Source organism: Streptomyces sp. NBC_01669, from assembly GCF_026339735.1.
Taxonomy (GTDB): Bacteria; Actinomycetota; Actinomycetes; order Streptomycetales; family Streptomycetaceae; genus Streptomyces; species Streptomyces yanii.
Map to the genome: position 1 here is coordinate 4,839,506 of NZ_JAPEQG010000001.1, position 14,815 is coordinate 4,854,320.

Annotated in this window: 15 protein-coding genes and 1 pseudogene; 6 read left to right on the plus strand and 10 right to left on the minus strand. The window is 70.9% G+C overall.

What is annotated here, in order from left to right; all coding sequences use genetic code 11:
* Positions 1 to 26: 26 nt before the first annotated feature.
* From OG972_RS21675 to OG972_RS21695, 5 genes are all read right to left on the minus strand, one after another.
* Positions 27 to 2,003, minus strand: coding sequence for an FUSC family protein (locus OG972_RS21675; protein ID WP_266983902.1), 1,977 nt, complete (start codon positions 2,001 to 2,003; stop codon positions 27 to 29).
* 26 nt (positions 2,004 to 2,029) lie between these two features.
* The gene (locus tag OG972_RS21680; protein ID WP_266983903.1) at positions 2,030 to 2,275 is read right to left on the minus strand and encodes a DUF2630 family protein; all 246 of its coding nucleotides are present in this window, start codon (positions 2,273 to 2,275) and stop codon (positions 2,030 to 2,032) included.
* A 30-nt stretch (positions 2,276 to 2,305) separates the two neighbouring features.
* Positions 2,306 to 3,250, minus strand: a complete 945-nt coding sequence (locus OG972_RS21685; RefSeq protein WP_266983905.1) for an NADP-dependent oxidoreductase — start codon at positions 3,248 to 3,250, stop codon at positions 2,306 to 2,308.
* A 103-nt stretch (positions 3,251 to 3,353) separates the two neighbouring features.
* On the minus strand, positions 3,354 to 4,334 hold the full coding sequence (locus tag OG972_RS21690) for an endonuclease/exonuclease/phosphatase family protein (RefSeq protein WP_266983907.1): 981 nt from the start codon (positions 4,332 to 4,334) through the stop codon (positions 3,354 to 3,356).
* 67 nt (positions 4,335 to 4,401) lie between these two features.
* Positions 4,402 to 5,289 carry a hypothetical protein gene (locus OG972_RS21695; protein WP_266983908.1) on the minus strand — a complete coding sequence of 296 codons (888 nt, stop codon included), beginning with the start codon at positions 5,287 to 5,289 and terminating at the stop codon, positions 4,402 to 4,404.
* A gap of 118 nt (positions 5,290 to 5,407) precedes the next feature.
* Here OG972_RS21695 and OG972_RS21700 point away from each other — a divergent pair, with 118 nt between their 5' ends.
* Positions 5,408 to 5,809: a hypothetical protein gene (locus OG972_RS21700; protein ID WP_266983909.1), complete on the plus strand. Its 402-nt coding sequence runs from the start codon at positions 5,408 to 5,410 to the stop codon at positions 5,807 to 5,809.
* A 100-nt stretch (positions 5,810 to 5,909) separates the two neighbouring features.
* Positions 5,910 to 7,046 carry a MerR family transcriptional regulator gene (locus OG972_RS21705; protein ID WP_266983911.1) on the plus strand — a complete coding sequence of 379 codons (1,137 nt, stop codon included), beginning with the start codon at positions 5,910 to 5,912 and terminating at the stop codon, positions 7,044 to 7,046.
* A gap of 68 nt (positions 7,047 to 7,114) precedes the next feature.
* Here the strand turns inward: OG972_RS21705 and OG972_RS21710 are convergent, their stop codons facing one another.
* The 3 genes from OG972_RS21710 to OG972_RS21720 form a co-directional block, all read right to left on the minus strand.
* Complete coding sequence (locus OG972_RS21710; RefSeq protein ID WP_266983913.1) at positions 7,115 to 7,537, minus strand: universal stress protein; 423 nt, start codon at positions 7,535 to 7,537, stop codon at positions 7,115 to 7,117.
* A gap of 126 nt (positions 7,538 to 7,663) precedes the next feature.
* A complete protein-coding gene (locus OG972_RS21715) occupies positions 7,664 to 8,314 on the minus strand; it encodes an FMN reductase (protein WP_266983915.1) in 651 nt (216 codons plus the stop codon).
* Between the two features lie 6 nt (positions 8,315 to 8,320).
* On the minus strand, positions 8,321 to 9,403 hold the full coding sequence (locus OG972_RS21720) for an LLM class flavin-dependent oxidoreductase (RefSeq protein WP_266983917.1): 1,083 nt from the start codon (positions 9,401 to 9,403) through the stop codon (positions 8,321 to 8,323).
* A 166-nt stretch (positions 9,404 to 9,569) separates the two neighbouring features.
* Here OG972_RS21720 and OG972_RS21725 point away from each other — a divergent pair, with 166 nt between their 5' ends.
* The 3 genes and pseudogenes from OG972_RS21725 to OG972_RS49605 all read left to right on the plus strand — a co-directional run.
* Complete coding sequence (locus OG972_RS21725) at positions 9,570 to 9,698, plus strand: DUF6126 family protein (RefSeq protein ID WP_234432866.1); 129 nt, start codon at positions 9,570 to 9,572, stop codon at positions 9,696 to 9,698.
* A gap of 291 nt (positions 9,699 to 9,989) precedes the next feature.
* On the plus strand, positions 9,990 to 11,060 hold the full coding sequence (gene trpS, locus OG972_RS21730) for a tryptophan--tRNA ligase (RefSeq protein ID WP_266983921.1): 1,071 nt from the start codon (positions 9,990 to 9,992) through the stop codon (positions 11,058 to 11,060).
* 64 nt (positions 11,061 to 11,124) lie between these two features.
* A pseudogene (locus OG972_RS49605) lies at positions 11,125 to 11,262 on the plus strand (DUF4267 domain-containing protein); the annotation flags it as partial.
* Positions 11,263 to 11,858: 596 nt separating this feature from the next.
* Here OG972_RS49605 and OG972_RS21735 read toward each other — a convergent pair.
* Positions 11,859 to 12,515, minus strand: coding sequence for a response regulator transcription factor (locus OG972_RS21735; protein WP_266990644.1), 657 nt, complete (start codon positions 12,513 to 12,515; stop codon positions 11,859 to 11,861).
* Positions 12,516 to 12,526: 11 nt separating this feature from the next.
* Entirely contained in the window at positions 12,527 to 13,828 is a 1,302-nt protein-coding gene (locus tag OG972_RS21740) for a sensor histidine kinase (RefSeq protein ID WP_266983923.1), read from the minus strand.
* Positions 13,829 to 13,993: 165 nt separating this feature from the next.
* Between OG972_RS21740 and OG972_RS21745 the strand changes: the two genes are divergently transcribed.
* Complete coding sequence (locus OG972_RS21745; protein ID WP_266983925.1) at positions 13,994 to 14,815, plus strand: translation initiation factor IF-2; 822 nt, start codon at positions 13,994 to 13,996, stop codon at positions 14,813 to 14,815.

The window sequence follows — 14,815 nt, forward strand, 5'->3', positions numbered from 1 at the left end:
TCATCCGAGCCCGCGTCCGCCTGCGTCTACGGCTGCGGTGAGGCGATCGCCCGCGCCGCCGCGACCTCCTGGCGCAGCGGCGCCAGTACCCCCTCCTCGTCGCCCGGCAGCTCGGTCCGTACGCTCACCAGGTCCTCGCTCGCCCGCAGCCCCTCCGCCAATTCGCGGAGCTGCTGCTGGATCTCGGCCACTTCCTCCGGCGCCGGTTCCGGTGCACCGTGGTCGACCCGGACCCGTGCCGCCGTCGCCGCGTCCACGATCCGCTCGACCGCGACGACCAGGGGCCACCAGGCGGCGGCCCGGGTGCCGACCGGGGGCGGTTCCGTCAGGGCGCGCTGGAACTCGGACCGTACGGAGGACAGATCGCGGTAGATGCGGCGCCGTGCCCGTACCCGTTCCGCCTGGTCGACGGGGGAGATCCGCTCGCCCCCGCGACCATCACTGCCCGGGTCGAAGGCGTACGCCACATAGTCGGCGATGTCCGTGACCGCGTTCGCGAGCCGGTGTCCGATCCGGGTGTGCCAGCTCTCCGGCCACAGCAGATAGCCCGCCACGAGCACGATCGCGCAGCCGAGGAGACTGTCCACCAGGCGCGGCTCGACCAGGGCGACGCCCTGGTGGTTCAGCACGTCGGACAGCAGCAGGATGACCGGCGTGATGGCCGCGGTCTGGAATGCGTACCCCTTGGCCGTGAACGCCGGGATCAGCGCGGCCAGCACCACCATCACGAGTACGTCCCACCACCCGATCGGCACCGCGGTGAGGATCGGTGTGGCGATGACGAGACCGGCCGCCGTGCCCACGGCGCGCAGCACCGCACGCGAGAAGACCGAGCCGAAGTCCGGCTTCAGCACGAACGTGACGGTCAGCGCCACCCAGTAGGAGCGGTCCACGGCGACCAGCGAGGTCAGCGCCTGGGCCAGGCCGATGCAGAGGGCCAGTCGCAGTCCGTACCGCCAGGACGTCCCGGAGAACAGCACGGCCCGGGTCGCCCGCCGCATCCGTACCCCCAGCGCGGCGGGGCGTCCGAGCCGGTCGTCGACGTTGTACGGATCGACGTCGGCGTTGTGCACGACGGCCGCCGCGTGGCGCAGCGCGCTGTCCACGGCCCGGGTGGCGGGCGAGTCGGGCGCGGGCAGCTCCGGTTCGGCGCCGCCGGTGCGGCTCTCCTCGACGGCCGCTGCCAGTTCCCGGACCGCCGCCGGGATCGCGTCGGGCAGCCGGGACCGCCGCACATGCACCGCGGGCGCCGCCTCGACGAGCGGGATGACCACATTGAGCTGGGCGAGCAGCCGCACCATCGCGCCGCTGCGCCCGTGGTAGCGGGCCCGGCGGGCGAGGATCAGGTCGTACGAGGTGTCCAGCGCCTGGGTGACCGCCTGCCGCCGCTTCTCGTACGCGTCGGTGCCCGCGGCGGCCAGCAGATCGGCGACGGCGAGGTACGTGTCCGCGACCGCGACCCGCTCCGGCAGTTTCCGCCGCATCGGCCAGGCCAGCAGTGTCAGGGCGAGCACGAACAGTCCGCCGAGCGTCAGCAGCAGCGGCGCCACCCACCAGGGGGCCGGCAGGGGCAGTCCGGCTCCGACGACCGAGTTGAGCAGGAGCAGCAGCCCGGACACGGAGGCGACCGCGCCGATCGTCGACATCATCCCGGAGAGCAGCCCGACGGCGGTCAGCACGGCGACGGCCGCCCAGCCGGTCCCGTACACCAGCGTGCCGAGCATGATGCCGACCGCGCCGAACAGTTGTGGCACGGCGATGTTCAGGACCCGCATCCGGTACGCGTCGGCGGTGTCGCCGATGACACCGGAGAGCGCGCCCATGGAGACGAGCGCGCCGTAGGCCGGCCGGTCGAGCGCGAAGCCGACGGCCAGCGGTCCGGCCATGGCGATGGAGGCGCGCACGGCGGCGGCCCACGGGATGGGAGCGGAAACCGGACGGAGCCCGCTCAGCAGCCAGCTCGGTGGTGCGGCACGCTTCCGTTCCGCCTCGGCCTCTGCCAACGGGCTCCCCCTACGACGACGTGCGGTCAGCTCTGGTAGCCCTCTGCTTCGTCGGCGGGACGGACCCTCGCCGCGTTCGGGTCGTCACCGAACTCGCTGAGGGCGCGACGCTGCCGCAGCAGGTCCCAGCACTGATCGAGTTGGACCTCCACCGTACGCAGGCACGACTTCTCGTCGGCCCGGAGGCCCATGTTCCGGGTGGAGCGGTCGCGAAGGGTCCGCTCCTCGGAGATCGGCCCGCCGATGTTGTCGATGATCTCCTGCTCGTCCATGTCGTCTCCCCCGGAATTTCTGAACGCGGGTCAGAGCGCGAACAGGGTCTTGCCACGGGCGCCGCCCGTGCGGTTCCGGTCGAGCGCCTGCGGGGCCTTCTCCAGCGGGAGTTCGATGTCGATGGGCACCTTGAGTACGCCCTCCAGGGCCCCCGTCGCCAGGACGTCGAGCAGTACGGGTGTCGGCTCCAGGCGGAAGTCGATACCGCTGACACCGGCGGGAAGGGCGGCCCGCCAGGCGACGCCCCGCGTGGAGACGGCCACACCCCCGGCCCGTACCAGTGCCGCATGCGCCACGAAGCCGTCCGGGGTGGTGGACACCAGGTCGACGAGCGCATCGATGCCTTCCGGGCACGCCTCCCGTACCGCCGCTTCGAGCGGAAGGGCCGTCGTGTCGATCGTGACCGCGGCGCCGAGCGCCCTCATCCGCCCGCGCTCGTCGCCGCGCACGGCGGCGAGGACGCGCAGGTCCCGGGCGGACGCGAGCTGGGTCAGATAGCTGCCGACGCCGCCCGCCGCCCCGATGACGAGCAGACTCTCGTGGCCACGGAGCACCACGGTCTCCAGGAGCTGCGCCGCGGCCATCCCGGCGGACGGCAGCGCCGCGGCGGTCCGGAGCGGGAGACCGTCCGGGACCAGGGTGATCGTGGAGTCCTGCGGGACGGACACGTAGTCGCAGTACGTGCCCGCGCCGGCCGACGATCCGCTCACCCGGCCGAAGACCTGGTCGCCGACCCGGAAGCGGTTCTCGCCGCCGCCGATCATGTCCACCCGGCCCGCGTAGTCCACGCCGACGACCAGCGGGAACACCGGCTCCGCAGCCCCTTCCGGGGCGTTGTCCGCGATCTGCCAGTCGCACGGGTTGAGCGCGGCGTACACGATCTTCACCCGCACCTCGCCGGCCCGGGGATCCGGCTTGGGAAGCTCGATCAGTGAAGGATCGGCCCGGAACGCGCTGACGGCTATGGCTCGCATACGGAAGACCTCTCAGTCGACCCCGACGGTCACGCAGTCCTGCACTCCACTCTTGCCCGGCCCGCTCGCCGCCGCACGTCGAACCGGGCGCGGCGCCCGGCGCTCAGCCGGCGTGCAGGTCGAGCCCGACGAGGAGCGCCCGGTGGTCGGTGCCGTCGAGGCGCAGGAAGCGGGCCGACCGTACCGAGAAGTCGTCGCTGACCAGCACATGGTCGATCTGGGTGCGCAATGGACTGGAGCGGTCCGCGGGCCAGGAGTACGTACGGGAGGCGCCGGCGATTCGGGCGCTGTCGTGGAGACCGCCCGCGTCGAGGACGGCGCGGAACGCGGCATGGTCCTGGGAGGCGTTGAAGTCACCCGCCACGATGGTGCGGCTCCCCTTCGAGCCTGCCGCGAAGTCCCGGACCCGGCCGAGCTCCGTGCGCCACTTGCCGACCATGCCGGGGATCGGCGGCATCGGATGTGCGAGCTGCAGCCGGACGTCCTTGCCCGCCACGACGGCCACCGAACCCGGCATCGCCATCGCCCCGTCGATCCCGCCCGTCGGGCGCAGCGGATGACGGCTGAGGATCGCCGAACCGAGCGAGCCGTCGAGCCGGACGACGTTGCGGTACGGGTACGCGGTGTGCGGGACCCGGGCGGCGAGGGCGTCCGCACAGCGGAAGTCGCACTCCTCGACGAAGACGATGTCGGGCCGCGCACGGCGGACCGCGGTGATCAGTGCGTCGGTGGCGCCACCGAACTCCACATTGGAGGTGAGCACGCTCAGCCGGGCGAGGACCGGACCGTGCGCGCCCGTGGAACCGGGCCCGTACGGGCGCAGGAACCACACGGTCAGGGCGAGCACGACGGCCGCCCACACCATTCCCGTACGCCACCGGGCCAGTGCGGCGAGCCCCAGGCCGACCCCGCCCGGCACCAGCAGCCAGGGCAGGAAGGCGAGGGCCTGCGGCACGGGCGTCATACCGTCGGTGCCGACTGCCCGGAACCCGACGACGACGCTCGCCACCACCAGCGTGAGAGCCGCAACCCAGAGCGCGGGTCGCCTGCGCGTACCCGTACAGGCGGGCTCGGTGCTGTTCACAGGGGGACCTTTCGCAAGGACCGGGCAGAGGGCCGCCCGCATCCTCTCCCGGGCGGGGCGGGCCGGATCAAGCCCGTGCGGCGGATCCCCGCCCCGCCCACACCCGCGCGACCACCGCACACAGCGCCACCGCCAGCCCCGCACCGAGGACGATCCACACCGTCGTACGGAGCGAAGCCGTCAGCGCGTCGTAGACCGCCGCCGCCGCGTCGTGGTCGCTGCCCGGCACCCCGGCCAGCACCCGGTTCCGGGCGATCGCGATCAGTGCGCGCAGCACCAGCGCACCGAGGGCGAATCCGAGCCCGACGAGCGCCGTGGCCGTCAGTGCGGAAAGGGCGGCGCCCCGGCGTCCCGGCAGGCCACGCACCGCCGCGACGGCCACGGCCGCGAGAGCGAACAGCACGGTCCCGACCGCGGGCCAGATGCTGCCGGTCCGGAGCAGGCGGAAGGTGTGGCGCAGCTGGTCGGCGCGGTCGGCGGAGATCAGCGTGATCTCGGTGTGCTGGACCGGGATCCGGTCGGCGAGCGGCACCCCGCTGTCCAGCAGATTATGTTTGACCTGCTCCGACACCGGCGCAAGATCGATGGTCACTGCCTCGCCGGTGTTTCCGTTCAGCGCGGCGGTGACCGCCTGGTGGGCGGTGCGGTTGGCGGCGTCCCAAGCGGTACGGAAGGCATCGGTGGTGGTGAACGACTGCACCGCCTCGTACAGGAAGCCCCGCACGGTGTCCTGGAGCGGCCCGGCGTCGATCTGCTTCATCGCCTCGTCGGTGATCAGACCGGCCACGATGGCCTGCACATCGGGGTCGGAGGCGAGCGGTTCCACCGCGGCGACGTACCGGTCCGTGTTGTCGATCTCCAGATCGACCCAGGCGGCCAGCGCACTCAGCGGGACGAGGACGGCGAGCAGCACAAGCAGCACCGTCGACAACGCCACCGAGAGAGAGGTCCGCACCCCTCAAGGGAATCCCGGACGGCAGCGGTGCGCTCCGGGCGGTGCGCCATTCGAGTTGCCGGGCCCCACGACGGGGTGTGCCCTGGAGTGAACGGGGTGATGGAAGGAGCTTTCGGCCATGACGACACACGCTTCGATGCCGACGCGGCGGCGCACGCGGGCGCGCCCCCACCGCCCCAGCACACTCAGCTGGGCCATGCCCGTCGCTCTCGGCGTGATCGGGGGCTGGTGGGCGACGTCCATCGTGCGCGGCGGCGGTGTGCTCACCGGCACGCAGCTCGCGCTCGGTCTGATCACCGGCGCCGTGCTGGCGGCGCTCTGCTACGGCCTCGGCCGGGTACAGAAGGGACTGCCGACGGGAACCAAGGCCACCGCGTACGGCGTGCTGTTCGGCGGTACGGTCGGCTTCCTGTACAGCCTGTCCGACAAGAGCGTGCTCGCGTCCTCCGTCCTGGCCCTGGTGACCGGAGCCGCGATGTGGGTGTGCGCCTTCTACGCGTTCCACGTGACGGAGGACTGACTCCGCGCCCCGTCTCGTCCTTCATCCTTGACTTTCTCCGCGGGGGAAGCCCCAGCATCGGCGGGGCCGGGCGGGACCGTCCGGTACGAGGAGGTCTGCGGTGGAACGCGAGGCGCGCACGAATGACGCCGCGGGTCTGGTGACGATCGGGGAGTTCGCCCGGTCGTCCCGGCTGTCCGCGAAGGCTCTGCGCCGCTACGACGAACTGGGACTGCTCAGGCCGGCCCTGGTCGACCCGGCGAACGGCTACCGGTACTACGACGGTTCGCAGCTCCGGACGGCCAGGCTGGTGGCGTGGCTTCGCCGGGTCGGCATGCCACTGGCCGGGATCAAGGAGGTGGTCGCGCTCGATGAGGGCGCGGCCGCCGCGGCGATCCGGGCGTACTGGGCACGGGTGGAGGCCGAGACGGCGGCCCGGCGGGACCTGGTGACCTTCCTCGTCGACCAGCTGTCAGCGGAGGAAGTCACCATGACGCAGGAGTACACAGCCCAGGAAGTCCTGGGGACGCTCGGAATCCGGTATGCGGCCCTGTCCGACCGGGGTGCGGTGCGCGGGACCAACCAGGACGCGGCGTTCGCCGGGGCCCGGCTGCTCGCGGTCGCCGACGGGTTCGGGGAACGCGGCGCCGGGGCGAGCACGGCAGCGATCGACGCGCTGAAGGGGGCGACACGGGATGCGGGATCGGCCGGGGAGCTCCTGAACGCCCTGGGGGACGCGGCGGACCTGGCCGCACAGGCGGTACGGGACGCGGTCGGAACGGGCGGTGCGCCGGAAGAGTCGGGGACGACGCTGACCGCGATGGTCTGGACGGGTTCGCAGCTGGGCCTGGTGCACATCGGGGACTCGCGGGCGTATCTGCTGCGCGGTGGCGAACTGTTCCGGATCACGCACGACCACAGCCTGGTCCAGTCGATGATCGACGACGGTTCGCTCACCGAGGAGGAGGCCGCCTCGCATCCGCAGCGCGCCCTGCTGCTGGGCGCCCTGATGGGCGGCGCCGCGCAGGACCATGCCCCGGTGCGCCCGGATGTACACCTGCGGGAAGTCCGGTCCGGCGACCGCTATCTGCTCTGCTCGGACGGTCTGTCGGCGGTGGTCGACGGTGCGGAACTGGCCGGGGCACTCGGTGCGGCGGACGGCCCCGACACGGCCGTACGGGAGCTGGTCGCCCTGGCGGGTGTGGCGGGCGCCCCGGACAACGTGACGTGTGTCGTCGCGGACGTGGTGGAGCTGTAGGAAGGATTCAAGGAGGGGCGGCCCCGAACGGGACCGCCCCTTCCTTTTCGTTCTTCGAGTTCACCCGGTCAGTCGCGGACGACCGTCACCGGGCACGGCGCGTGCTGGGTGACATGGAGGCTGACCGACCCGAGCAGGGTCGCCTTGAAGCCGCTGTATCCGCGTGCCCCGACGACCAGCAGGTTCGCGCCCTTCGCGCGGTCCAGCAGGGCCTGTGCCGGGTTGCCGATCAGCACGATCTTGCTGACCGCGGCCGCGCCCTCAGCGCCGAGGGCCTCCTCCAGCGCCTCGGTGAGCGAGACGATCGCCAGAGCCTGCGGATCGAAGTCCTCCGGCATACCCGGCATCATGGACGCCCAGCTGGTCGCGGGGTACTCCCAGCTGTTGACGGCCTCCACCGAGTCACCGGTCAGCTCGGCCTGGCGTACGGCCCAGTGCAGCGCCTTGATCGACGACTCGGAGCCGTCCACGCCCACCACGATCCTGCCCATCTCTGCCTCCAGCTCGGTTCAGCTCACATCTGCGTGATACACCTCACGGTGCACCTTTACGGGTAACTGTAATCAAACCGGACAGAGGCTCTCCGGGTGGGTCCACCTCGCTCGGGCGGCGGCAGGTCAGTCCAGCCTCAGGTCGGCGAGTTGCTGCTCGAACGGCACCACCTCGTCGTCGAGCCCCGGTGCCCTGGACGCCCCGGAGACCGCCCGGCCGCCCGCGATCATCCCCGCGAGTTCGCCGCCCGCGCGCCGGATCCGGGACGGCAGCCCCTCGGTGTACTCGTCGCCGGACGAGCCCCAGTCCTCCGACGCCGCGTACACGGACGTCGGTACGACGGTGGCTCGCAGGTAGGCGAAGAGCGGCCGCATCGCGTGCTCCAGGACGAGCGAGTGCCGGCCGGTGCCGCCGGTCGCCGCGATGAGGACGGGCTTGCCGGTCAGCGCCGTGTTGTCGATCAGGTCGAAGAACGACTTGAACAGCCCGCTGTACGAGGCGGTGAAGACCGGCGACACGGCTATCAGGCCGTCCGCCGCCGTCACCGCGTCGATCGCCTCGCTCAGCGCCCGCGGCGGGAACCCCGTCACCAGGTGGTTCGCGATGTCGACGGCCAGATCGCGCAGGTCGATCACCCGGACCTCCACCGGCCGGTCCTGCTCGGCGGCCAGCCGCTCCCGGGCGGCGGCCGCCAGCCGGTCGGCCAGCAGCCGGGTCGACGACGGCTGGCTCAGCCCTGCGGACACCGCGACGATCTTCAGAGCCTCGTTCTGCATGGTGGGTCAGATCTCCTTCGTGCGGGCGGCGACGGCCGGGTGGACGGGGGCGGATTCCGGCACTCCGGCCGGCCGCATGTTGGCGAACTCCTTGCGCAGCACCGGGACGACCTCCTCGCCGAGGATGTCGAGCTGCTCCAGGACCGTCTTCAGGGGGAGTCCCGCGTGGTCCATCAGGAACAGCTGGCGCTGATAGTCGCCGACGGCGTCACGGAACGACAGGGTCCGTTCGATGACCTCCTGCGGGGAGCCGACGGTCAGCGGCGTCTGCTGCGAGAAGTCCTCCAGGGAGGGCCCGTGCCCGTAGACCGGCGCGTTGTCGAAGTACGGGCGGAACTCCCGTACCGCGTCCTGCGAGTTCTTCCGCATGAACACCTGGCCGCCGAGGCCGACGATGGCCTGCTCGGCGGTGCCGTGCCCGTAGTGCGCGTACCGCTGCCGGTAGAGGTCCACCATCTTCTTGGTGTGCTCGATGGGCCAGAAGATGTTGTTGTGGAAGAACCCGTCGCCGTAGTACGCGGCCTGCTCCGCGATCTCCGGGGAGCGGATGGAACCGTGCCAGACGAACGGCGGGACGCCGTCCAGCGGGCGCGGGGTCGCGGTGAAGGACTGCAGGGGTGTGCGGAACTTGCCCTCCCAGTCGACGACGTCCTCCCGCCACAGCTTGTGCAGCAGGGCGTAGTTCTCGATGGCGAGCGGGATGCCCTGGCGGATGTCCTTGCCGAACCACGGGTAGACGGGTCCGGTGTTGCCGCGCCCCATCATCAGGTCGACCCGGCCGTCCGCGAGGTGCTGCAGCGTCGCGTAGTCCTCGGCGATCTTCACCGGGTCATTGGTGGTGATCAGCGTCGTGGACGTCGAGAGGATCAGGTTCTCGGTGCGGGCGGCGATGTAGCCGAGCGTGGTCGTCGGCGAGGACGGGACGAACGGCGGGTTGTGGTGCTCGCCGGTCGCGAAGACGTCCAGGCCCACTTCCTCGGCCTTCAGGGCTATCGCGAGGGTCGCCTTGATCCGCTCGTGCTCGGTCGGTGTCCTGCCGGTGGTGGGGTCGGTGGTGACGTCTCCGACGGTGAAGATCCCGAACTCCATGGCGCCCGCCTCCGTGGGTGATGGTTGAACCTTGAACTACTTCGTCACACCCTACAACGGGACGCCCCTTCTCCCTATTCCGCCGCCCGGAGCGGGGATCCCGGCGGTGCGTACTCTGGACGGGGAGACAGGCCAGGAACGCGCCGGCACGAAGGAGGCAGGGCCCGTGAGCGAGAGCGAGAGCTGGAAGGAGCGCGGTGTCGCGCTGCGCGTCTTCGTCTACGTCTTCGCCACGCATCTCTTCGCGGGCTTCGTCTACCTGCTGTTCTACGTGGGCGAGCACGCCCACAAGTGAGCCGCCCGCCGGGCGGAACGCCGACGGCCGCGAGGGCCCTCGCCGTGATGGCGGCAGGAACCCCCGCCGCGCCCGCCAAGGCCGGGTGGGTGGAGCCTGACCGCGTTACACTCGGCGCATGACCTCCGTACCGTGCCGAAACTGGTGGCGCTCCACTTAGGAGCGGCCGCCTCATCTGCACGGAACCAGGGCCGTTCGATATGGACGGCCCTCTTCTCTGCCCTCGTACGGGTACGGATGCCGCTCCCGGCGGGCCGTCCTCCACGCAACCAGCACCCGCGAGGAGAGACCATGACCACCGTCGCCGCCACCGCCGCCGCACCCGTCACCGCCCCTGCCCAGCGCCGCAGTGCCGAGCTGGAGCAGCAGATCCAGCAGGATCCCGGGCGGTTCCGGGTGATGACCGGGGACCGGCCCACCGGGGCCCTGCACCTCGGGCACTACTTCGGGACCCTCCACAACCGTGTCCGGCTCCAGGACCTCGGCGTGGACGTCTTCGTGATCATCGCCGACTACCAGGTGCTCACCGACCGGGACGTCGCCGACCGGCTCACCGAGCACATGGAGGGGATGCTGCTGGACTACCTGGCCATCGGCATCGACCCGGCCCGCACCACGATCTTCAACCACAGCGCCGTGCCCGCGCTGAACCAGCTGATGCTGCCGTTCCTCAGCCTCGTCTCCGTTGCCGAGCTGAACCGCAATCCCACGGTCAAGGACGAGATCGCGCACTCCCGGCAGTCCGCCGTCAGCGGGCTGATGTTCACGTATCCCGTGCATCAGGCCGCCGACATCCTGTTCTGCAAGGGCAACCTCGTCCCCGTCGGACAGGACCAGCTGCCGCACCTCGAAGTGACCCGGAGCGTCGCCCGCCGCTTCAACGAGCGGTACGGGACGGTCTTCCCGGAGCCGGACGCCCTGCTCTCCGCCGCGCCCCTCCTGCTCGGCACCGACGGCGGCAAGATGAGCAAGAGCCGGGGCAATTCCATCGCGCTCGGCGCCACCGCCGACGAGACCGCGCGGCTGATCCGCGGGGCGAAGACGGACACCGACCGGCACATCACGTACGAACCGGAGACCCGGCCCGAAGTGTCAGGGCTCGTACTCCTCGCCGCGCTCTGCCTCGACCGCGACCCGTACGAGGTCGCCGAGGAGATCGGAGACGGCGGTGGCGCCGTGCTCAAGCGGACCGTGACGGACGCCGTCAACGAGCGGCTGGCGCCGGTGCGTGCGCGGCGGGTGGAGTACGCGCAGGACATGGCGTACGTACGGTCGGTCCTGCGGGCCGGCAACGAGCGAGCCAATACCGTCGCCGAGGCCACGCTGGCGGAGGTGCGGGGGGTGATGGGGGGCCTGCTGTAGCGGATTCCGGCCAGGTCGGGGCAGCCAGGTCGGGCCGGACCGGGTCGGCTTCGGGCCAGGCGCGGTGCGGGCGCTGGGCTGGGTGGTGCTCATCGACGCCATCCTCCCGCTCGGTGACGCGCTCGCCGTCCTCACCCACGGCGGCTCGCTCACCACGGCGCTGAGCGTGCACATATCCGCGGCCTCGGTCGTCCTGCTGACGGCGGTCATGCTGCTCACCGAGCGCCCCGCCGAGAGCCCGGCGGATGCGGCCCAGGTTCTGGCGTCCGACAGCCGCCCCTCACTTCCGTCACCCGCGAGCGGAGGCCGGCTGCGTCGACCTCCGCCGCATGAAGGGCGTCCACGCTCCCGGTGGAAGGCATCACACCAGCAGGAGACCGCCGCACCGCTCGGCGCCGTCCTTCATCGCGATCAGATTGGCCTGCACGTAAGAGATGTTGTTCCTGGAGTGCCAGTCAGTAGGGACGTAGGTGACCAACCGTGAACGCTGGAACCGGGCCCCGGATCGAGGAAAACCTCGCGCCGATGGTTCGACATCCGGGCATACCGTTGTCTGCGGCGATATGGCTCCGAGGATTGTTCCGGGCAGCACCGTGTTGGCACATACTCCGCGCGGCCCGAGTTCGTGGGCGAGGCCCCGACAGCCTCTCAGGCCCAGAACCGTCCACCCCGGTCCGGGACGAGCTTGCCGTCCCGCTCACGTCGGAGGCCGGCGCGATCTGATGCCGGGCCCCGTCGGCCGCGCTTTCGTTACGTCACTCGGTTCGCTTCACCACGCAACGCGGCGAACCTCACGATTCACGCGTCAGGCATCAGACCGGCGTCCCGGGCGGCCAGTGCCGCCTGGACGCGATTTCCGACTTCCAGTGTCGTCAGGATGCGGCTGACATGGGCTTTCACCGTGCTCTCGCTCATCCGCAGCCCCCCGGCGATCTCCGAGTTGGTTGCCCCCTCCGCGAGCAATGCCAGGACATCGCGCTCGCGTGGTGTCAGCCGGCCCACCCGTCCGCGCACAGCTGAGGCCCCCGGCCGGGCGCCGCGATGGTAGCGGTCGATCAGCCGACGTGCGGCGGACGGATGCAGCATCGCCGAACCGGCGGCCACGACATGTACGGCCCGCAGGATCTCCGCAGGGTCCGAGTCCTTGAGCAGAAACCCGTCGGCGCCCGCTGCCAAGGCCTCGTACACATACTCGTCCAGGTCGAAGGTGGTCAGAGTGATGATGCGAGGGGCATGCGGCAGTGTCCGCAGTCGCGCGATGGCCGCGATGCCGTCCAGCCTCGGCATCCGCACATCCATCAGGGCGACGTCCACCCGATGGGCGGCAGCCTCCTCCACGGCCTGGAGGCCGTCCGACGCCTGGGCGACGACCTCGATGCCGGCGTCGGTCGCCAGTAGGTCGGTCAGGGCCAATCGGACCAACGCGTCGTCGTCCACCACCATCGTGCTGATGATCCGAGCCTCGCTCATGTCTGCCCGATCCGATTCACGGACCGCTTCCCGATCCTCTTCACCACACCCTTGCACGTGGCCTTGGCCAGGCCTTTGCCGACGGTTCTGCCCGCTCGTCCGCCGACAGGTCCGGCCGTGCGGGGCGCGCCGTTTTCCTCGAAGGCTCTTCGGGTCGGCTCACCGTCCGGGGCACTCATTGGCAGACGGGCCGCGAGCCGCCATCCCCCATCCGGCTCCGGACCGTGGGCGAGAGAGCCGTGCAGCCCGGCCACCCGTTCGGCGAGCCCGATCAGGCCGAAGCCCCGGCCGACGACTCCATCGGCCCGTGAAGCGGTCACTGCGGGAGGCGAGTTGACCAACTCCACCTCCGTGGCCGGTGCGCCGTAGTGCACCCGCAGTCGCACCGCCGTGCCCGGTGCGTGTTTACGGGCGTTGGTGAGGCCTTCCTGAACGAGCCGGTGCACCGCGAGGAGGTGAGTCGCGGGTGCGGCACCGGGTTCCCCCGTCAGGTCGGCCGCGACATTCTGACCGATGGTCCTTACCTCGTCGAGCAGTTCGGACAGGTTCCGTAACGCAGGTGCAGGCACCTTTCTCTGCACGGGATCCCTCCCGTCCTCCCGCGCCGCATCGTCCTCCGCGCGCAAGGCGCCCAGCACGTCCCGCAGATCGTCCAACGCCTGGGCAGAGGTGGTGCGCAGCAGTGCGATCCGCTCGCCGATCTGCGGCGGCAGCGATTCCGCACGCAGTGCGAGTACCCCGGTGTGCAGCGCCAACAGGCTCAGCCGATGGGCCAGCACATCGTGCATCTCGGCCGAGATCCGGGCCCGCTCCGCCAACCTGGCCTGCTCTGCACGAAGTTCGACCTGTTCGCTCAGTGAATCGATGAGCCGCCGACGGCTGTGCCACCACAACCCGGCCGTCAACGCCAAAGCGAACAGCAGCCCGGCGCCGTACGACGGCGTCACGCCTCCGCTGAGCGGCGGCGCGCACACCCAGGGCAGCGCACCGGCGATCACACCCGCCGCCACCGCCACCCGCACCCGGCCCTGTGCCGCCAGGTGGAAAACCATCACCGTCATGGGTTCGTACGCGCCCTGCGCGCCCAGCGCCGCCCCGGCGAGAAGGACCACAGCGAGCGGACTGCGCCAGCGAAGCGGCAGCGCCAGTGCGGCGGCGACAGCCACGATCGGTCCTACGGAAAGCAGTTGCATCTCGAATCGGGCTTTGGTCAGCCCCTGCGCGACGAGGAGCAGCACTCCGCCGGCCAGCAACCACTCCGTCCACACCGGACCCCTGTGGGGGTATTTGTGTTCCACCGACCGATTGTAGGTAGTTGTGGGGGTCGGGGCCCATCGGTCTTGGGTCGCTGCCACCCCCTACTTTCGTCGGGGTCGCGTACGCCTCGGTGATGACGTCCGTACCGGTTCACCCGAACACAACGGCCGATTCCCGAAGAGCGCCCGCTACCTAGCGTCACTGGCATGACTTCATGGCCCCGTTTCACCGACACCCGGCTCTTCGTCGCCGAAGCCGCGCGTGGCTTCCGTATCACCGGCGCGGTCGCACCCAGCAGCCGCCGACTCGCCGCCGCCCTTGCCGCACCGGTCACCGAGCGGGCCGGACAACCCCTGGATGTACTGGAGGTGGGCGCAGGAACCGGCCCCGTCACCCGCTGTCTGCTGTCGCTGCTCGCCCCGGGAAGCACTCTGGACGTGGTCGAGGCGAACCCGCGCTTCGCCGCCGTCCTGCGGAACGTCGTCCGTGAATACCGACCGGGCCGGGACGGACACGCGGCGCACGCACAGATGCGGGACTGCCGCACGACGCATACGAAGGTGCGGGACGATCGCCCCGGCGAGGCGTTCGTGCCAGTGCCGAGCGAGGACGGTGTCCGGGTCAGGATCCACGAAACGCGGATCGAGTACCTGAACACAGGGCAGTCCTACGACGTCATCGTCTCCGGCCTGCCCTTCACCAATTTCGTCCCGGACACGGTGACTTCACTGATGGACAGATACATCGAACTGCTGCGTCCTGGCGGGGCGTTGACGTACTTCGCGTACGTGGGTACCGCCCCGGCCCGCAGACTCGTCGCCTCTGCGGGCGAAGCGGCCCGTCACCGAGCCGTCGAGACCGTGCTCGCCGGGTACCGGCAGCGCGGCAGGGCGGTCGGACGCACCGTCTGGGCCAATGTCCCCCCGGCCCGCGTCTGGCGGGTTCACCCGACGCCTTCTCCTGGTGGCGAAGCAGGTCAGGCGCACTCCTCTCTCTTCCGGTCACGCCTCGGACAACGCACCTCGTGA